The following is a 19,638-nucleotide window of genomic DNA, read 5'->3' on the forward strand; positions in this document are numbered from 1 at the left end:
GCACCTTAGCGCCTCCGCTCGATGGCCAGGAACAGGAGACCAGGGATGACGCAGTCGAGGTATTACCGGCGCGAGGGGGCGAGCATCGTCGCTCCTGAGGGAGCGCTCCCCTTCCGGCGCGGCATGGGGCTGGGTGGCTGGCTGCTGCCGGAGGGATATATGTGGGACCTGGAGGGACCGGTCGATTCGCCGCGCCGCATCGAGCAGCTCGTCACCGAGCTGCTCGGGGCCGCCGCCGCCGCGGAGTTTTGGGCGAAGTATCGAGCGCGCTTCCTCACGGCGCAGGACATCACCCAGATCGCGGCTGCCGGTTTCGACCATGTGCGGCTGCCGCTGAATGCCCGCGCGCTGTTCGACGGCCACGATCTGATCGACGAGGGCATCGCGCACGTTGATCGCACGATCGACTGGTGCCGCGCGGCGGGGATCAGCTGCGTGCTGGACCTCCACGGCGCCCCCGGAGGCCAGACCGGCGAGAACATCGACGACTCACCGCGTCGCCTGCCCGAGCTCTTCACCGACCCCGCCGCCTACCAGCAGGGGCTGCGCCTGTGGCGGCTGCTGGCACAGCGCTATGCCGATGAGCCCACCGTCAGCGCCTATGACCTGCTCAACGAACCGCTGCCGGAGAAGCACGCAGCCCTGGTGCCGCGGCTGGCGGAGTTCTACCGCGACGTGATCGCGGTGATCCGCGAGGCGGACCCCCACCATCTGCTCTCCATCGAAGGCTGGAACTGGGCGACCCGCTTCGAGGGGATCGATCAGATCTGGGACGAGAACTCCTGCGTCCACTTCCACAAGTACTGGTCGGAACCGACGACTCAGAGCATCCAGCAGCATCTCGATCTTCGCGAACGGCTGGGCCTTCCGCTGTGGATGGGGGAGAGCGGTGAGAACGACGATCAGTGGTACTCCGACGCGTTCGGCCTGTTCGAGCAGCACGACATCCCCTGGACGTTCTGGACCTGGAAGAAGATCGCCCGCGACACCTCGCCGCAGATCATCACCCCACCCGAGCGCTGGGAGGAGATCATCCGCTTCGCCGCTGGTTGGGGGACGTCCGAGCAGGGCCCCGCGCCCTCGCACGCCCAGGAGATCTTCGACCAGCTGCTCGAGAACCTGCCCGTCGCCCGGTGCACCCCGCGCGAGGCCGTTCTCGACGCGCTCCCGGGGATCTCCAGCCCCTCACCCACCACCCGCGCCCCCGGCGCGGCCCAGGAAGGAATCCTTCGATGAGCATCGGAGCACGGGACGTCGAGTCCCCGGCGATCGCGCAGGCGGTCGCGAGCGTCCCCGAGGAGAGTCCCACGCACCCCGAGCCACCTGCGGGGCCACCGCGCCCTCGGTCCCGGTCCCGGTGGCAGCGGATGAAGCGCGAGTGGCAGATGTATGTGTTCATCGTGCCCGGTGTGCTGTTCTTCCTGCTGTTCGCCTATGTCCCGCTCGCGGGCAATGTGGTCGCCTTCCAGGACTATTCCGCGTTCCGGGGCGTCTTCGAGTCCGAGTGGGTGGGACTGCAGAACTTCGCGAACCTCTTCACCGACGACGAAGTGCTGCGCGCCGTCGTCAACACCCTGGTCATCTCGCTGCTGCAGATCGTCTTCGCGTTCCCCGCACCGATCATCCTGGCGCTGTTCCTGAACTCCCTGCTGGGGGAGGGGATCAAGCGGATCATCCAGACCGTCGTCTACCTGCCGCACTTCATCTCCTGGGTGATCGTGATCGCGATCTGGCAGAAGATCCTCGGCGGTGCGGGCCCGGTCGCCCAGCTCTTCGAGGCGATCGGGATCCACGGCGTCAACATCATGACCAACCCCGAGACGTTCAAGATCCTCGTGGTCAGCCAGGTGATCTGGAAGGACATCGGCTGGGGGACGATCATCTTCTTCGCCGCGATCTCGGCGATCCCGACCGAGCTGTACGAGTCCGCCGCGACCGACGGCGCCGGCTCCTGGCGGCGCATGTGGCACATCACCCTGCCCGGCCTGGTGCCCGTCATCTCCCTGCTGCTCATCCTCACCGTGGGCAACGTGCTGACCGTCGGCTTCGAACAACTGCTGCTGCAACAGCCCGCTGTCGGCGCGAATGCGGCGCAGGTGCTGGACACCTTCGTCTACTTCCGCGGCATCGCCGGCGGTGACTGGGGGCTCTCCGCGGCCGCCGGACTGCTCAAGGGCGTCATCGCCACTGTCCTCGTCATCTTCGCGAATCGCATCGCGAAGAGCCTCGGAACCGGAGGAATCTTCTGATGGCCGTCATCGACCAGATCGCCCAGCCCGCCGCGCCCCGCCGCGCGAAGGGCCCCCGCCGATCCCCAGGGCGTCCGCCCTGGATGGGGACCCCCTCGCCCACGATGCAGGCGCTGAAGGTGGCGGCCATCGCGATGATCGCCGTGGTGATGCTCTACCCGTTCCTGTACGTCATCCTGTTCTCCTTCGCCGACGCCGGCTCCGTGACCTCCGGGCAGCTGATCCCGACGTCGTTCTCCAGTGCGGCCTATGAATCGATCTTCGCCGGCGGCGTGGTGACCAGGTCCCTGCTGGTCACCGCAGGGATCACGATCGTCGGCACCCTGCTGTCGCTGCTGTTCACCTCGACGCTCGCCTATGGGCTCACCCGTACCCGCGATGTCCCCTATGCGAAGAGCGCGATGGTGCTGGTGCTGTGCACGATGTTCTTCGGCGCCGGGATCATCCCGAACTACCTGCTGATCAAGCAGCTGGGCCTGCTGGACAGCTACTGGGCACTGATCCTGCCGGGGCTGATCAGCGCCTTCAACATGATCGTGATGCGCAACTTCTTCATGGAGCTGCCCAGCGAGCTGCTCGAGTCGGCTCGCATCGACGGGGCCAGCGAGTTCCGGATCTTCGGCTCGATCGTGCTGCCGCTGTCCAAGGCGGTGCTCGCGGTGATCGCCCTGTTCTATGCCGTCGGCTACTGGAACTCGTTCTTCAACGCCCTGCTCTACATCAACGACACCACGAAGTGGCCGATCCAGCTGGTGCTGAACCAGTACGTCGTCCAGGGCAATGCGATGAGCGATCTCCAGGCCCCGGACCGTCCCGCCCCGCCTGCCCAGACCGTGCAGATGGCGATCGTGGTGGTCGCGACGATCCCGATCCTCATCGTCTATCCCTTCGCGCAGCGGTTCTTCACCAAGGGTGTGCTCACGGGGGCGATCAAGGGCTGACCCTGCATCACCCGGGGCCCCTGCCCTTCCTCACCCCTGGCCCGTCATCGGCCTGCTCCATCCCGCGGCCCGCTTCTGGCGGTGCCGCTGACGAAAGTGCCTGCACCATGACCGACACCCTGCTCTCGCAGACCTCCACCGCCGTGACCGCCGCTGCTCCCGATGCAGAGCAGCGCGTCGACCCCGAGCTGGCCTCCCGAGCCCGCTCCCTTGCCGCCCGCGGCACCATCCTGCTGCGCAACGACGGCGTGCTGCCGCTGTCACAGGGTTCGCGGGTGGCCGTCTTCGGCCGCATCCAGAAGGACTGGATCGCGGTGGGCTACGGCTCCGGCGGCGATGTGAACCCGCCGTATGTCACCAACCTGCTGGACTCCCTCCGGGAGGGCGGCGAGGTCATCGTCGACGAGGAGCTCGCCGCCCTCTACGAGGCCTTCTCCGCGCAGCATCCCGCAGATCCCGGCCAGGACTGGGGGCAGTGGCCCCGCTCCTTCCCCGAGCCGGAGCTCGCGGCGGGCATCATCGCCGCCTCCGCCGCGCGCAATGACAGCGCCGTGGTGGTGATCGGCCGGGCAGCCGGCGAGGACCGTGACAACGTCCTCGAGCCGGGCGCGTACTACCTCTCGACCGCGGAGAGAGAGCTGCTGGACCAGGTCACCACCAGCTTCGAGCGCACCGTGGTGCTGGTGGATACCGGCAACGTCATCGACCTCTCCTGGGTCGAGGACTTCCCGCTCTCCGCAGTGCTGCTGGCCTGGTCCGGTGGGATGGAGGGCGGGCGCGCCGCGGCCGACGTGCTCACCGGGGCAGTCGAGCCCGGCGGACGCCTGACCGACACCATCGCCCACCGCTACGAGGACTACCCCTCGGCCGGGAACTTCGGTGACCCGGAGGTGAGCGAGTACGTCGAGGACATCTTCGTCGGCTACCGCTACTTCGAGACCTTCGCACAGGAGAAGGTGCTGTTCCCCTTCGGCTTCGGGCTCGGCTACAGCTCCTTCGAGATCGCCGCGTCGGGAGTCGCAGCCACCGACGCCGGACTGTCCGTGCAGGCCACCGTCACCAACACCGGAGCGCGCAGCGGCTCCGAGGTCGTCCAGCTCTACGTCCAGGCCCCGGATGGCGCGCTGTCGAAGCCTGCCCGCTCCCTCGCCGCCTTCGCCCGTACTACCGAGCTCGAGCCCGGCCAGAACCAGAACGTTCCCCTCACCGTCCAGCTCGAGGACCTGGCCAGCTACGACGACACCGGCGCGACCGGACACCGCAGCGCCTGGGTGCTCGAGCCGGGGGAGTACCGCGTCTTCGTCGGCGCCGACGTGCGGCAGGCGTCCCTGGCAGGCTCTATCCACCTCGGGGAGCTGCAGGTGGTGCGGCAGCTGGAGGAGGTCGCCGCGGTCCAGCCCGGCCACGGCTTCGACCGGATGGTGATGGAGCGGGACGCCGAGGGCCGCGCGCAGGTGGGCTGGGAGCCGGTGCCCACCGCGAGCGTCGATCTCGCCCAGCGGATCCTGGACCGCCTCCCGCCCGCGCTCGTGCCTGCTGCGGGTACTGAGGCCGGGTCGGAGGTGAGCTTCGAGGATGTGATCGCCGGGCGAGCGGAGCTGACGGACTTCGTCGCGACGCTGAGCCCCGAGGAGCTCACCAGCCTCGCCTACGGCGACCTCGTGATGGACAGCCCCCTGGGGGCTCCCGGGAACGCCGGAACGCTGGGCGGGGTGACCGAAGCCCTGCGCAGTCGCGGGATTCCGCCCGCGACCACGACCGACGGGCCCTCCGGGCTGCGGCTGGCGACGATCGCCGCGCTGCTCCCGTGCGGCACCGCGCTCGCATCCTCCTGGGATGTCCAGGCGGTGCGCGAGCTGGCGGTGCTGCATGGTCAGGAGATGCTCGACAAGGGGTCCGACATGATCCTCGCCCCCGGGATGAACATCCACCGCGATCCCCTGTGCGGGCGGAACTTCGAGTACTTCGCGGAGGATCCTCTGCTCACCGGAGCGATGGCGAGTGCGATCGTGGCCGGGGTGCAGTCCCAGGGGGTCTCCGCCTGCCCCAAGCACTTCGCCGCCAACAATCAGGAGACCCAGCGCACCGTGAGCGACTCCCGGGTCTCCGAGCGTGCCCTGCGGGAGATCTACCTGCGCGGCTTCGAGATCCTGGTCCGTGTCGCGCCCCCGCAGAACCTCATGACCTCGTACAACCGCATCAACGGGGTGTGGGGTCACTACCACTACGACCTCGTCACCACGGTGCTGCGCGGGGAGTGGGGCTACGACGGCAATGTCGTCACCGACTGGTGGATGCGCAACGAGCCCGATCCGCACTTCCCGGCCCTGCGCGACAGCGCCTACCGAGTGCGGGCGCAGGTCGATGTGCTGATGCCCGGGGCGAAGGTCCACTTCGGGACCACTCGGGACGACGCGATCATGGACTCCTTCGCCCGCGAGGACGGCCTCACCCTGGGGGAGATGCAGCGCACGGCGAGCAACGTGCTGCGCTACCTGCTGCGCAGTGGCATCGTGGAGCGCCGCGAGGAGTGAGCGGCCGAACTCCGCGACAGGGGTGGACACGCTCCGCATCGCGATCGAAGCGCAGGCAGGACGTCAGGCAGCCGACGCGCCGAGCGCCGAGCCCGTCGCCCCGGAGATCACGGGCCTTGCCGCCAACAGCGAGGTGCTGGGCGCCAACGGGATGATCGCCGTCGTCACCCGTCTGCCGGGCAGGGAGAACGAGCTCAGGATCACGGTGACTGAGACCTATCTCGACGGAACTTTCGACGAGCGGATGAAGACCTTCAGGATTGCGAACAATGCAGCATCCAACTACCGGGTGGGGAGCAACTTGGTCTTCGTGGACACCAAGGGCAATACAACGGTGCGCTCCGTCGAGCTCTCCCGCGGCTGAGGAGACAGAACTGGTCGCAGAGGGCTAGGGCGAGCGATTCCTCCGCGCCGTCGCGATGGACAGGTGCCCCGGCCCGGGCTGCTGCTCGGCCGCGAGCCCGGAGTCCTGCAAGCCCGAACTCGTCGACCAGCGCCGCGCCGGCGGAGCAGTCCGGGCCCCGTCGGTGCGTCGACGGGGCCCGGAAGGCAGGGGGCCTGCGGTCCTGCGGTCGCCGCAGAGCTCAGGCCACCGGGTTCAGGACGGAGAGCTCAGGCGCCCGCGCCCACGCCGCTCAGCCGGTAGGCCTCCTTGAGGATCTCCAGCGAGGCCATCGCCTCCTGCGGACCGATCCAGAAGGGCTCGGGGTCCTCGAGGTGCTCGTAGAAGTCCCGGATCAGCAGCTCGTGGGAGACGCCCCAGTAGGAGCGGCCGCCGGAGGTGACCGAGCGCTCGCCGATCGTGTCCACTCGCCCGTCGGCCCAGCGGATGGTGAGCCCGCCATCGGTGCCGCCGCGCAGCGTCACGTAGGCGTTCTCGCAGTCCAGCTCGACCTCGACGGGGCGGTGCTGGGGGGCGGTGAGGGTCGCGTAGAAGGACGTGGTCACGCCGCCCGGGTGATGCAGCAGCAGCTCCGCGGTGTCCTCGACCTCGATCACGTCCCCGTACTTGCGGGTCGCGACGTGCCCGTCGGTGCGCTCCACGCCGCCCAGCAGCCACTGCACCAGGTCCAGGGTGTGGATCGCCTGGTTGATCAGCAGGCCACCACCGGAGTTCGCCCAGGTGCCGCGCCAGGGCTTGGCACGGTAGTAGTCCGCGCTGCGGGTCCACACCACCGAGGCCCAGGCCCCGCGCACCGCGCCGAGCTCACCGGAGGCGAGCAGCTCGCGCAGGCGCTCGCTGGCGAGGTTGTAGCGGTTCTGGAAGCAGATGCCCACCTTCGGAGCATCGGGACCCGCGCTCTTCAGGGCGTCCACCAGGCGCTGTCCTTCTTCGAGGGTGTGCGCGAGGGGCTTCTCCTGCAGCACATGCACCCCGGCGGCCAGCGCGGTGAGGGTGGGGTTGATGTGCTCGTCGTGCGGGGTGGTCACGTGCACCGCGTCGGGCTTCAGGGCATCGATCAGCTCCTGGGTGCTGGTGAAGCCGGGGACCCCGGTGGCCTCGGTGGCGCGGGCGAGCGCCTGCGGGTCAGTGTCGGCGACACCCACCAGCTCGAGTCCCTCGATGTCCCGGATCGCCTCGAAGTGCACGACCGAGACGTCGCCGCACCCGATCAGTCCGATGCGCCTGGCGCTCATGTCTCCTCATTTCTGGCCGCACCGATGCGACCGACGTCGATGTCCGCACTTTACGTGGGGCGTCTGCGGGAGAGCGAGTAGATGCCATCGGATGCATTCGACGCTTCTGGGGAGAGTGCAGACGGGGAGGAGGCGGGCGAGCGGACGGGAAGGATGCAGGCGAGCGGGCGAGGGGAACGCAGAGTGCATCGACATGCAGATCGACTGAAAAGCTACCCGGAATCAGTTTGTCCGACAAAAAGTTTACGCGCTGTGACCTGCATAGTTTATCGATATGTTACCCGCCCGGTAGCCAAGCGGCATGCACTGTGCGAGTATCTATACGGCTCCACGTGCGATGTGAGCCGCGGACCGTCCCGGGAGGGCCGAAGAGCTGCGGCCGCCGTCCCGTCCCCGGAGCAGGCGCCAGGCGCCGCCCGGGTGGACGAAGAACGGCTCGTGCGAGGGGGTCGATTGCCGGTCGGCCCCGCAGGGCTCCGCCCTGATGCCAGCGCGCTCTGAACAGCGTGCGCGGATGACCGGTTGCAGGAGACCAGTTGTCCGCAATGAAAGGAAGCCCAGTGCCGCCCGCGCCCTCAGGTGAGATCGTCCAGCTCGGAATCGTCGGAGTATTGCTCCTCCTGATCCTGTTCTACGGCGCCACGATGTGGATGTCCGTCTCCATCTCCCGCAAGAAGGAGAACGCCGACGACTACATGACCGCCGGTAACAAGATCGGCTTCGGCGTCTCCGCCGCCTCGATGACCGCCACCTGGATCTGGGCGTCCTCGATGTACGCCTCGGTCACCGCCGGCTACACCTATGGCGTCTCCGGCCCCATCCACTACGGGCTCTGGGGGGCGCTGATGATCCTGTTCATCTACCCCTTCGGCAAGCGGATCCGCAAAGTCGCCCCGCGCGCCCACACCCTCGCCGAGGTGATGTACGCCCGCCACGGCCGCTCCTCGCAGCTGATGCTCGCCGGCTCCAACGTGCTCGGCTCGGTCATCTCCCTGACCTCGAACTTCATCGCCGGGGGCGCGATCATCGCGATGCTCTCCCCGCTGAACTTCGGTCACGGCATCCTCATCATCGCCGCCGGGGTCCTGATGTACACCCTGTGGTCCGGCTTCCGCGCCTCCGTCCTCACTGACTTCGCACAGGTGGTGGCGATGCTCGGCGCTGCCGTCATCATCATCCCGGCCGTGTTCCTCCTCGCCGGCGGCCCGTCGATATTCGCCGAAGGTGTGGCAGCCGGCCACGTCACGCCGCAGCAGGAGAGCTTCTTCTCCTCCGACGCCTTCATGAACCAGGGTGCGCCGTATATCGCCGCCGTGCTCGCCTACGCGATCGGCAACCAGACCATCGCCCAGCGCCTCTTCGCCGTGCGCGAGGACCTCATCAAGCCCACCTTCATCACCGCCACGATCGGCTACGGCGCGACCGTGATCGGGATCGGGATGCTGGGCGTGATGGCGCTGTACCTGGGCGTCGAGCCCATGGGCGGCGATGTGAACAACCTGATGCCGCAGATGGTGGGCACCTACCTGCCCGTCGCGCTGGTCGCGCTCGCATTCATCATGATCATCGGCTCGCTGTCCTCGACTGCAGACTCCGACCTGGCCGCGCTCAGCTCGATCGTGATGACAGACATCTACGGCCAGTCCGTCGGCCGCAAGAACGTGAACCCGAAGCTGATGATCCTCATCGGCCGCCTCACGATGATCGTCGCCACGGGCCTGGCCCTGTACTTCGCCACGGCGAAGTTCAACATCCTGGACCTGCTGGTCTTCGTCGGCGCGCTGTGGGGCTGCCTGGTGTTCCCGGTCATCGCCTCCTTCTACTGGAAGAAGGTCACCAACAAGGCGTTCACGCTCTCCGTGATCGCCGCCCTGGTGGTGTTCCTGCCGGTGCGGTTCACGCTGATCCCGATCACCGGTGCCTGGGCACTGGTGGTCGAGCTGCTCGCCATCATCGGCGTGGGCGTGGTGCTCGGCATCATGAGCTTCGGCTTCTTCGGGAAGCGCGTGGCCGTGATCGTCGGCGTCGTCTCCATCCTCGCAGTGCTGCCCTTCGGCTTCGGCTACCTGCGCGACTTCGAGACCCTCTCCGGCTCGCTGGTGGCCTACTCGGTCTCCTTCCTGGTCTGCTACCTGCTGAGCTTCCGGTCGACGCAGAACTTCGACTTCTCCTCGATCCGCAAGGTCACCGGCGATTTCGACGACGAGACCCTCACCGCCGATGAGGACATCGACCTCCCGGGCGCCACCGCTGCTGTGGGGCGTTCGACCGACAGCTGATCAGCCCGTCCACGGCAACTGCGCCACCCCTTCGTGGCGGCTGCGCCATCCATTCGCGGCAACCGGACCGGCCGCCGCTCCGTCCCCCGCGTGACCGTGCTCCGGCCGGTCCGCACCCTCTGAGAGGAGAACAGTCATGACCGCTCTGCTCACCATCTACGTGCTGATGTGGCCCGTGCTCGTGCTCGGCATCCTGATCACGATCGTCCGCGGCTTCGCCAAGGACGCCAAGGAAGCCCGCGACGAAGGCCGCATGATCGTCTGATCCGGGACTGTCTGACCCGGTCCCGGGCCATGCACCACGACGGCGTCCGTCGCCCCCGCACTGTCGGGGACGGCGGGCGCCGTCCTGCACGGACCAGCGCAGATCAACCCTTTGGCCGATCACAGGACTCGGCACGCTTTCTAGTGTTGATGACATGAACCGACTGCTCAGCACCTCATTCGTCTACATGATCCTCGGCGTGGCCTCCGGCCTCTTCTACCGCGAGTACACCAAGGCCACTGACACCCTCGGGGTCGACACCCAGCTCAGCACCCTGCACACCCACTTCCTCGCCCTGGGGATGCTGGTCTTCCTGATCGTGCTGGCGCTGGATGCCGTCCTCTCCCTCTCGGGCCGGCGCTCCTTCAGCGTCTTCTACTGGACCTACAACATCGGCCTGCTGCTCACCGTGGTGATGCAGGGCGTGCGCGGCATCCTCACCCTCGACGGCCAGGACCCCGCGACCACCACCGCCGCGATCCCCGGCATCGCGGGCCTCGGACACATCATCCTCACCGCCGGCCTGGTCGCCCTGTTCGTCGCCCTGCGCGCCGCACTCAAGGACCGCGCCATGGCAGGGGAGCGGGAGTCCGTCACCGCCTGAGAGCGGGAGGGCCCGAGTCCCCTCGCGCGCCACCCCCTCCGGGTAGAGTCCGAGGAGCACGTCAGGCACCGCTCGGCCTGTCGGAACGGCAGGTCCGGGCCATGACATCGCCCTGAACTCGACGACGAGGAGACCTCATGATCACCCCCGCCTCCAACGCTCCCGACCGCAACCTCGCCCTCGAACTGGTCCGCGTGACCGAGGCCGCCGCCATCGCCGGAGCACGCTGGGTCGGTGCGGGGGACAAGAACCTGGCCGACGGCGCAGCGGTCGACGCGATGCGCTCCTTCATGGACACCGTGCAGATGAACGGCACCGTCGTCATCGGCGAGGGAGAGAAGGACGAGGCCCCGATGCTCTTCAACGGCGAGTCCGTGGGCGACGGCACCGGCCCGGACGTCGACGTCGCCGTGGATCCGATCGATGGCACCCGCCTGACCGCGCTGGGCTACAACAACGCCCTCGCGGTCTTCGCGGTCGCGGAGAAGGGGAGCATGTACGACCCCTCGGCCGTGTTCTACATGGAGAAGATGGTGGTGGGCCCCGAAGCCGCCGAGTTCGTGGACCTCCGGCTCCCGGTCGAGCAGAACATCAAGCTGGTCGCCAAGGCGCTCGGCAAGCCGGTCAACCAGGTCACCGTGTGCGTCCTCGAACGCCCGCGTCACGAGCCGCTGGTCGACCAGATCCGGGCCGCCGGCGCGCGCGTCAAATTCATCATGGATGGTGACGTGGCCGGGGCTATCGCTGCGGCCCGCGGCGCCGGGGTCGACATGCTGCTGGGCACCGGCGGCACCCCCGAGGGCATCATCGCCGCCTGCGCGGTCAAGGCCACCGGCGGCATGATCCAGGGCCGGCTGGCCCCGATCGACGACGCCGAGAAGCAGAAGGCGATCGATGCCGGGCATGACCTCGCGCGGGTCCTGACCACCGATGACCTGGTCGCGACGGACAACTGCTACTTCGCGGCCACCGGCATCACCGACGGCGACCTGCTGCGCGGGGTGCAGTACCGCGGCGACCGCATCATCACCGAGTCGATCGTCATGCGCTCCACCTCCGGCACCGTGCGGATCGTGGAAGCGGAGCACCACGCAGAGAAGTGGAGCCGCTGGCTCACCGACTGAGCCAGCAGCTGGCGGCCGGGGGTCGGGGTCGCGGGCCGGGGGCTGGGGGTCGGGGGTGGGCGCCCGCCCCCGCGCTGTCGGGCCCGGCGGGCGTCGACCGCACGGTTGCTACCTGTGAGTCGCCTTGCAGTTGAAGTCAAGCTGACCATAACTATGCTTATCTGGACACATGGCTCCCACCGCACCCGAGATCCACGTCGCCGTCGACCTCACCGTCCTGACCCTCCGGGACGGTGCGCTGAACGTCCTGCTGATCCAGCGTGAGGACGAACCTCACCGCGGCGCCTGGGCGCTTCCCGGCGGGTTCATCCAGCACGGCGAGGATCTCGACGCGGCCGCCCACCGGGTGCTGGCCGACGAGGCCTCGCTCGGCAGCGGCGCCGTCCACCTCGAGCAGGTGAAGACCTTCGGAGCCCCCGGACGCGACCCCCGCGGCCACGTCGTCTCGGTGTCCTTCATGGCCCTCGGCGCGGACCTCCCGGACCCCCGCCGCGGCGACGACGTGGCCGACGCCCGCTGGTGGGCGCTCGCAGACCTCGGCGAGGTCACGCTGGCCTTCGACCACGCCGCCGTGCTCGAATCCTCGATCGAGCGCGCGCGCAGCAAGCTCGAGTACACGACCCTGGCCGTCACCTTCCTGCCCGAGGAGTTCACCGTCTCGCAGCTGCGCGGCGTCTACGAGAGCGTCTGGGGCGCCACCCTGGACGCCGGGAACTTCCACCGCAAGGCCACCCGCACCGAGGGCTTCCTCGTGGAGCTGGACCGGCACGCCGCACCCACCGGAGGCCGCCCGGCGCGCCTCTATTGCGCGGGCCAGGGCAACTACCTCGTGCCGCCGCTGCTGCGCATCGGCGACTGAGCCGCGCCCCACCCTCGCGCACTCCCTCGCCCGCGCCCGCCCCCGCCCCGCGCCCTCGACCTCGCCCTCGCCAGCGCCCCGCGCCCACACCCCGCGCCCTCGACCTGGCCAGCGCCCCCTACCCCGCGCCAGCGATGCAGAGTGGGGGAATAGATTCCGCTATCCACCCACTTTGTAACACTCACGGCCGTGCCACTGCGCCGCCCTGGCTCCGGGGCCCTCTTCGCTCCGAGCCGCTGCCGCCGTGAGTCTCGCGACTGTGAGCCTCTCCGCCCGAGACGGGGGGCTCCATGGCAGGATCAACGGGTGATCGATGACGCCACCCGCACCAGCGACAGCACCCGCACCAGCGACAGCACCCGCACCAGCGACAGCACTCGCGCTCCCGACAGCCCCCGCCCGGACCTCGCCGAGAATGCCCTCGCCGCCGCCTATGCCGCCCAACGCGAACGGGTCCATGCCCTCGCCCGCGAGATCCACGCGGATCCGGAGACCGCCTTCGAGGAGCGCCGCGCCCACGACCGCTGCGCTGATCTGCTCGAAGAGGCCGGGTTCGTCGTCGAGCGGGGGATCGCCGAGCTGCCCACGGCCTTCCGCGCCACTCTCGGCTCGGGCTCTCTGGTGGCCTCGCTGTGCGTGGAGTACGACGCGCTGCCCGGGATCGGGCACGGCTGCGGGCACAACCTCATCGCCGGCGCGTCCCTCGGCGCGGCCCTCGCGCTGGCCGAGGTGGTGGACGAGCTGGACGTGACGCTGCAGGTGATCGGCACTCCCGCGGAGGAGCATGGCGGAGGCAAGCAGCTGCTCATCGAGCGCGGGGTCTTCGATGGCGTGCACCTGTCGCTGATGAGCCACCCCACTCCGCACACGGACACCTATGACGTGCTGGGCTCGACCAGCCAGGCCGTCGGCCGCTGGCGCGCCACCTACACCGGCCGTGGTGCGCACGCCGCCGCGAACCCGACCGACGGAATCAACGCCAACGACGCCGCCGTGATCGCCCAGGTCGCGGCCGGGCTGCTGCGCCAGCGGATCAAGGACGGCCAGCGCCTGGCCCTGGTCCCGCAGCAGTCGGGCGTCACCAACATCGTCCCTGAGACCGCCGTGATCGACCTCGAATGCCGGGCGCTGACGATGCCCGAGTTCGAGGTGCTGCGCGATGCGCTGTTCGCCTGCCTCGAGGCGGGCGCGGTCGGGACCGGTGCCAGTGTCCAGATCGAGCAGACCGAGCCCGTCTACGAGCCGCTGCGTCAGGACGAACTGCTGGGGACCGCCTGGAATGCGGCGATGGAACGCCTCGGCCGGCCGCTGAACGGCTCGCTCGGCATCATGGCCGCCTCGACCGACATGGGCAACGTGACCCAGCGGGTGCCCGGCCTGCACCCCTTCGTCGGCATCACCGGTGCCGGGGGAGCGCTGCATACGCGCGAGTTCGCAGCCCATGCCGCCTCTGCAGAGGGCTTTCGGCTGATGGATGACGCTGCGGTCGCGATGGCCTGGGTGATCCGCGACGTCGCCGCAGACGCAGACTCCCGCGCACTCATCCTGGAGCGCGCGGCGCAGCTGGCCGCGGACTGCGCCACTCGCCCGGAGCAGGGCGGAGCGCCCGCCTGAGGAGGGGGCGGTCCCGCCTCAAGGGTCCGACTGGTCGCCGTGACCAGCAGGTTTGGTACTTCCGTGTCGTATCCGTGGGTCTCTCCGGTGAGGGCACTAGGTCCCGGAACAGTCACCGGCGGGCCGCCTATCGTGGAACCCACGCCTCCCCTCGAGTCGCTCGAGGGTCGAGGTCGGGAGGGCCCCGAGTCGGCAGGGGAGAGCGGACTTGGGGGGCAGGGCGGTGAGCTGAGCTCACCGCCCTGAACTCTGTCCGGGGATCCTGCCCGGACCCGTAGGGAAGACGTCGATGAGCCACCCCACACCCCGCAATGATTGAACTTTCTATCAAACTGGGGGATGATGGATCCATCGACACCTCGATCGGAAGGATCGCCATGACCTCTTCACCCCTCACCCTCCCCGCGACCGGGAGCGGCGCAGTGGATGACCGGCACCTCTCCGCCGATCTCGCGATGGACGCCGTGACCCTCCGTGTCGGCGATCTCGAGCTGATGAGCTCCTACTACGAGAACGCCCTCGCGCTGGCCCCGATCGAGGAGAAGGCCCGCGTGGGCGGCGAGGTCCACCGCGTCCTCGGCCGCGGCGGCGTGCCCTTCGTGCGGCTCGTGGCCACCCCCGGCCTGCCCGCAGTGGACCCCGGCCAGGCCGGCCTGTTCCATACCGCCTTCCTCTTCGAGGGCCAGGCAGCGCTCGCCGCAACCGTGCAGCGCGCCGCCCAGGATCCCCGCTCCCGCTTCGCCGGAACGGGTGACCACCTGGTCTCCGAGGCGTTCTACTTCGCCGACCCTGAGGGCAATGGGATCGAGCTGTACTGGGACCGCCCCCGCGACCAGTGGACCTGGGTCAACGGCGAAGTCGCGATGGACACCCTGTTCATCGACCCGAACAAGTACCTCGGCGAGCACCTCACCGAGGAGGCCCAGGCGGATCCGGGCATCCACCCCGGCATCGTCGGCCACGTGCACCTGCAGGTCGGTGACGTGGAGTCGGCGCGGAAGTTCTACATCGACACCCTCGGCTTCGAGACCACCGTGGGCAACCATCCCGGGGCCCTCTTCGCCGCCGCCGGCGGCTACCACCACCACGTCGCCATGAACACCTGGAACAGCCGTGGCGCCGGGCCCCGCGCGGCCGGGCTGGGACTGGCCGACGTCGCCATCACCCTCCCCGCCCGGGCGGACCTCGACGCGCTGACCGGCCGCCTGAAGAAGGCCGGCATCGACTTCGGCGACGAGGGCCGCTCCGTCTCGGTCCGAGACCCCTGGGGCACCCCGGTGACCCTCAGCCTGCCGGGCACCAGCACCGAGGAGCTGCTGGCTCGCTGAGCAGCACACCCCGCACGCAGCGAAGTGCCCGCACACACCGTGATGGTGCGTGCGGGCACTTCGCTGTCGCGGGTGGGCGTCGTGCTTCCTGGATCTAGTCGCAGGTGCCGTCCGCCGCGCAGCTCGTCCCGGCCTCGATCGTGCCGCCCAACAGGGAGGTGAGCGAGGTCAGCGGCGCGGGGGAGTCAGGCGCCTCAGCGGCAGCGGACGTCTTCTCTGCGGGGGCGAGGCCTTCCGCGTCGGCCGTTGCGGTGCTCGCCCTCAACGGGTCGGCCCTGTCGGTGGCGCTGCCGGAATTGTTCGACATCCCGCTCATGCCTGGGCACGCTCGGCCCGGGTCTCGTCGGCGATCTGCCGCAGCGCCTGGCGGAAGGACTCCACGGGGAGTGCGCCGGGAGCGGTGTACTTATCGTTGAACAGGAAGAACGGCACGCCGCGGGCGCCCATCGAGGCGGCCTCGCGCACCTCTGCCTCGACCTTGTCGTCATGCGTCTGCCCGGCATGTGCGGCCCGGGCGACCTGCTCGTCCAGACCTGCCTCGACGGCGCGGGCGATCACGGCGTCGGCCTCGAAGGGGTTCACAGTGCCGGTGAAGTAGCCGCGCTGGAGCTGCATGAAGAACTCCGTCGCCGCATCGACGCCGCGGGCCTCGCTGATCGCCTGCATCACCCGGTGCACACCGCGGGTGTTGGCCATCGGGCGCCCGGTGACGTACTCGCGACCCATCTCCTGCGCCATCCCCTGGATCTGCTCCTCCATCTCCCGCACCTTCGCCTCGTCCATGCCCTTGGCCTTGACCAGGTGCGCGATGTTGTCCTTCACGCTGTCGGTGGGCGAGGTCGGATCCAGCTCGAAGGAGTGGGCGCGGATGTGGACCTGGTCGGTGAGGCCCTCGGCCTCGATCGCATCGTGCAGGCGAGATTCCCCGATGTAGCACCAGGGGCACACCACGTCGGTCCACACATCGACCGTGATCAGGGGCTCGGCGGAGCTGTTCGGCGCGGTCTGATGCTCAGCGGTCCGGTTCTCAGGGGTCTGGGTCATCGGGTCCTCCGTCGGCGGGATCTGTGGCGGCGGCACGGCCGCCGGGTTCCTTGAAAATTCTACTGCGGGGGAGCGTCGAGCGGCAGGGAGACGTGGCCGCTTCCGCTCCTGGCGCAGACTCCGCTGGCGCAGATTCTCGGGCGCAGACTGAGGAAATCCTCATCAACGTCTCACCTGGACTTCACGGTGGCCGGTCAGCATGGGCATCGCCACGGACGATGACAGACTGGAGCGCCCCCGCCCCGGTCCGTGCTTCCGGGTATTGCTTCCCGACGTTCTCAGGACCGCCATGACCACCGTGATTCACCGAGCCCCACATTTCGGCCCCACCGCCGTTGTGGCCTGGCGAGCTGCCCAGCGATGCCAGGAGGAGCAGAGCGCATGAGCCCCCGTGCCACCCCCGATATCCCCATCCACGGCGCCTCGAGCGAGGGCCCGCCCTCCGCAGAGCCCGCATGGATCGAGGTCGGCTCCCCGAAGCGCCGCACCGCCCCACCGACCTGGTCGGACGAGCTCGCGCGGGACGCCTGGGGCGATTCCGACGGAGACGATGAGGCTGCGGGCGTGGCCGCACCGGCTCGGTTCGAGCTGGTGGAGCCGGATCCGTCGGCCGACGATGCTGCTCAGGAGGCTGATGACTCCGCGGAGGAGCCCGCCGACGGCCTCGGCGCTGCCGCCAGCAGCGAGGCCATCCCCGACGCTGCCGAGGTCTCTCCGCACAGCCCCAGCTCACCGTCCTTGCGCGGGGTGCGGCTGCGACGAGCACCCCGTGCCACGGCCCGCCCCTTCCGGCGCCCTGCCGCCCGCGACTCCGCGGGGGAGGGGTCGCCACAGCCCGAGGGTTCACCGGCTCCGGCGATGGAGGACGCCCTGCTGGCTGACCTCTGGGTGCAGGAACCGGCAGGGGCGCAGACGCCGTCCACCCACGAGATCCCGGTGCTCGACCCTGCGCGCGAGGCGCACGAGGAGCCCGAACCGGAGACGCGTGAAGAGCCGGTGGCAGAAGCCCCCGACGACCAGGACTCCACAGAGCGCTGGCACGTCGCCCATGACGATGCTGCGCCGGTGGAGCCGAGCCCGCTGGCTGCTGCCACGGAGCCGACGCCGCCGGTTGCTGCCACGGAGCCGAGCCCGCTGGCTGCTGCCGGCGAGCCGATCCCGTCGGCCCCCGCCCCCGCCCCCACCCCGAAGCCCGCGGCACCCCCGAAGCCCGCCCCCACCCCGATGCCTGCGGCATTTCCGGTGCCCCTCGGTGACCCCGCCCCCACCCCGGCGCCCGAGCAGGAGTCGCCGAGCCCCGCCGCACTCGCCGTTCCACCACCGGCCGCAGCCGCGCCCGATTCGAAGCCCGCCGCTCGCCAGGAAGCTCGCCACCCTGGCACGCTCCGCGCCGCCCTCGACCTGGTGCTCCCGGATCTGCAGGCCCACCGCCCAGCCCTGATCGTCGGCCTGGTATCCCTGGTGCTGAGCGTCTGGATGCTGGTCGCGCTGCCCTTCCCGCTGAAGTACTCGATCGATGCGGCGCTCGCCGCGGCCGGCGCCGGCTCCACTGCCCCCACCGGCATCGGAGGCGACCCCGGCACCGCCTTGATGATCGCCGCCGGAGGGCTGACTGCCCTGGTGGCGCTGCAGGCAGGATTCCGCGCCCTGTCGGTCGGGGCCCTGCACCGGATCGGCGGGCATGCCGCCACCGCGCTGCGCGGCCGCCTGCTCGGTCATCTCCATCTGCTCAGCCCCGGGCGCAACGGCGACGAATCAGACCGCGCCGGCTCCCCGCTGATCGAGGACGTGGCACGGCTGCGCGATCTGGTCGCCCACACCGGCCCCCGCCTGGTGGCCAGCCTGCTGGCACTGGCCTCGCTGACCGTGATGATGCTGGTCGTCGAGCCGATCGCCGCTGCGATCGTGCTTGTCACCGCCGGGTTGTATGCGCTGGTGGCACGTCTCTCCCTGTCCGTGCAGCGGCGGAAGGAGACGGGGGCCCTGGCAGACGAGGCAGTGCTCGCCGAGACGGCCGACGAGCTGCTCGCTGCCACTCGCACCATCCAGTCCTACGGCCTCGAGCAGCGGACCCAGCACAGCCTCGCCGAGTTCGGCAACCGTGCTGCACGCTCCCATGCCGCGGCCCGTCGCAGCAGCGCTGTGGGTGGGTTCCTCGGCGAACTGGTCGCCGGGCTGGGCATCGGTGCCGCGCTGCTCCTGGGGGGCTGGCGCATGAACGCCGGCACCATGACCCCCGGTGAGCTCACGATGGTGATCGCTGCCGTGCTGATCGCCGTGGTCCTGGCCCGAGAGGTCGTCCACCAGTCGACCGGGCTGCGGGCCATCGCCGCCTCGGGCGCGCGGATCGGGTCCCTGTTCGAGGACCGACCCGTGATCACCGAGCCCCCGCGCGCCCAGGCGCTCGGTGCCGTGCCCGGCGAGGTGGTGTACTCGGCGCTCAGCGCTGCCAGCTCGCGGGGCCCGCTGTTCGAGAAGGTCTCGCTGGTGATCCCGGCCGGTCAGCACGTGGCCTTCGTGGGGCGCGACGGTGCGGAAGCCTCCGCGCTGCTGTCCTATCTGCTGCGCCTGGACCAGCCCGACAGCGGGCGGGTGCTGCTGGACCGCTACGACACCCGCACCCTCGCCCTCGCGGATCTGCGCAGCGCGATGGCCGTCGTGCAGCGTGAGCCGGCGCTGCTCAGCGAGAGCGTGCGGGAGAACATCCGCGTGGGCAGGCCAGGCGCCACCGACGGCGAGGTCGTCGAGGCCGCTCGCCGCAGCGGAGCCGATGAGTTCATCACCCTGCTGCCCGAGGGCTACGACACACCTCTCGCCCGCCGCGGCGCAGCCCTGTCGGAGGGACAGCGCCGCCGGATCGCGATCACCCGGGCGCTGCTGCGTGACGCCCCGGTGGTGATGCTCGACGGCGCTGATGCCGAGCTGGATCCCTCCGAGCGCGAGGAGGTGCGGCGTGCGCTGGAGTCCCTCACCGCGGGACGCACCGCGCTGATCAGCAGCGACCATCCGGAGACCGTGCTCGGCACCGACCGGGTGGTGTGCTTCGAGAGCGGCGTCATCGCCGAGGACAGCACGCCCGCACAGCTCGCCGAGGACCCCGACAGCTGGCTCGCAGCCTGGATCCGGGCGGCCGGCGACACCTCCCGCTGAGCCTGACTG

At 69.6% G+C, this 19,638-nt stretch carries 16 protein-coding genes; 13 read left to right on the forward strand and 3 right to left on the reverse strand.

Annotated elements, in window-relative coordinates; genetic code table 11:
• Positions 1 to 45: 45 nt before the first annotated feature.
• The 5 genes from ABD893_RS03385 to ABD893_RS03405 all read left to right on the forward strand — a co-directional run bounded on the left by ABD893_RS03385 (position 46) and on the right by ABD893_RS03405 (position 6,088).
• Positions 46 to 1,236 (forward strand): glycoside hydrolase family 5 protein, encoded by a 1,191-nt coding sequence (locus ABD893_RS03385; protein ID WP_345076126.1) that lies wholly within the window; start codon positions 46 to 48, stop codon positions 1,234 to 1,236.
• The gene (locus ABD893_RS03390) at positions 1,233 to 2,249 is read left to right on the forward strand and encodes an ABC transporter permease (RefSeq protein ID WP_345076127.1); all 1,017 of its coding nucleotides are present in this window, start codon (positions 1,233 to 1,235) and stop codon (positions 2,247 to 2,249) included. The genes ABD893_RS03385 and ABD893_RS03390 overlap by 4 nt, the downstream gene beginning before the upstream one ends.
• Positions 2,249 to 3,190, forward strand: a complete 942-nt coding sequence (locus tag ABD893_RS03395) for a carbohydrate ABC transporter permease (protein ID WP_345076128.1) — start codon at positions 2,249 to 2,251, stop codon at positions 3,188 to 3,190. The genes ABD893_RS03390 and ABD893_RS03395 overlap by 1 nt, the downstream gene beginning before the upstream one ends.
• Before the next feature lie 107 nt (positions 3,191 to 3,297).
• Entirely contained in the window at positions 3,298 to 5,724 is a 2,427-nt protein-coding gene (locus ABD893_RS03400; protein ID WP_345076129.1) for a glycoside hydrolase family 3 protein, read from the forward strand.
• Between the two features lie 22 nt (positions 5,725 to 5,746).
• Positions 5,747 to 6,088, forward strand: a complete 342-nt coding sequence (locus ABD893_RS03405; protein WP_345076130.1) for a hypothetical protein — start codon at positions 5,747 to 5,749, stop codon at positions 6,086 to 6,088.
• Between the two features lie 248 nt (positions 6,089 to 6,336).
• Here the strand turns inward: ABD893_RS03405 and ABD893_RS03410 are convergent, their stop codons facing one another.
• Complete coding sequence (locus ABD893_RS03410; protein ID WP_345076131.1) at positions 6,337 to 7,362, reverse strand: Gfo/Idh/MocA family protein; 1,026 nt, start codon at positions 7,360 to 7,362, stop codon at positions 6,337 to 6,339.
• 560 nt (positions 7,363 to 7,922) lie between these two features.
• Here ABD893_RS03410 and ABD893_RS03415 point away from each other — a divergent pair.
• From ABD893_RS03415 to ABD893_RS03445, 7 genes are all read left to right on the forward strand, one after another.
• A complete protein-coding gene (locus ABD893_RS03415; RefSeq protein ID WP_425548329.1) occupies positions 7,923 to 9,641 on the forward strand; it encodes a sodium:solute symporter family protein in 1,719 nt (572 codons plus the stop codon).
• A 136-nt stretch (positions 9,642 to 9,777) separates the two neighbouring features.
• Positions 9,778 to 9,906: a putative transporter small subunit gene (locus tag ABD893_RS03420; RefSeq protein WP_345076133.1), complete on the forward strand. Its 129-nt coding sequence runs from the start codon at positions 9,778 to 9,780 to the stop codon at positions 9,904 to 9,906.
• A 154-nt stretch (positions 9,907 to 10,060) separates the two neighbouring features.
• On the forward strand, positions 10,061 to 10,510 hold the full coding sequence (locus ABD893_RS03425; protein WP_345076134.1) for a DUF2871 domain-containing protein: 450 nt from the start codon (positions 10,061 to 10,063) through the stop codon (positions 10,508 to 10,510).
• Between the two features lie 137 nt (positions 10,511 to 10,647).
• The gene (glpX, locus tag ABD893_RS03430) at positions 10,648 to 11,634 is read left to right on the forward strand and encodes a class II fructose-bisphosphatase (protein ID WP_345076135.1); all 987 of its coding nucleotides are present in this window, start codon (positions 10,648 to 10,650) and stop codon (positions 11,632 to 11,634) included.
• A gap of 169 nt (positions 11,635 to 11,803) precedes the next feature.
• On the forward strand, positions 11,804 to 12,493 hold the full coding sequence (locus ABD893_RS03435) for an NUDIX hydrolase (protein ID WP_345076136.1): 690 nt from the start codon (positions 11,804 to 11,806) through the stop codon (positions 12,491 to 12,493).
• A 306-nt stretch (positions 12,494 to 12,799) separates the two neighbouring features.
• Positions 12,800 to 14,107 (forward strand): M20 family metallopeptidase, encoded by a 1,308-nt coding sequence (locus ABD893_RS03440; protein WP_345076137.1) that lies wholly within the window; start codon positions 12,800 to 12,802, stop codon positions 14,105 to 14,107.
• Positions 14,108 to 14,484: 377 nt separating this feature from the next.
• Positions 14,485 to 15,435, forward strand: a complete 951-nt coding sequence (locus tag ABD893_RS03445; RefSeq protein ID WP_345076138.1) for a VOC family protein — start codon at positions 14,485 to 14,487, stop codon at positions 15,433 to 15,435.
• A gap of 94 nt (positions 15,436 to 15,529) precedes the next feature.
• Here ABD893_RS03445 and ABD893_RS03450 read toward each other — a convergent pair whose 3' ends face one another.
• Positions 15,530 to 15,742, reverse strand: coding sequence for a hypothetical protein (locus ABD893_RS03450; protein ID WP_345076139.1), 213 nt, complete (start codon positions 15,740 to 15,742; stop codon positions 15,530 to 15,532).
• 5 nt (positions 15,743 to 15,747) lie between these two features.
• A complete protein-coding gene (locus ABD893_RS03455; RefSeq protein ID WP_345076140.1) occupies positions 15,748 to 16,479 on the reverse strand; it encodes a DsbA family oxidoreductase in 732 nt (243 codons plus the stop codon).
• 381 nt (positions 16,480 to 16,860) lie between these two features.
• On the opposite strand from ABD893_RS03455, the gene ABD893_RS03460 reads away from it, so the two are divergent.
• Positions 16,861 to 19,629, forward strand: a complete 2,769-nt coding sequence (locus ABD893_RS03460) for an ABC transporter transmembrane domain-containing protein (protein WP_345076142.1) — start codon at positions 16,861 to 16,863, stop codon at positions 19,627 to 19,629.
• Positions 19,630 to 19,638 lie beyond the last annotated feature (9 nt).

The organism is Brachybacterium paraconglomeratum (assembly GCF_039541415.1).
Taxonomy (GTDB): Bacteria; Actinomycetota; Actinomycetes; order Actinomycetales; family Dermabacteraceae; genus Brachybacterium; species Brachybacterium paraconglomeratum_A.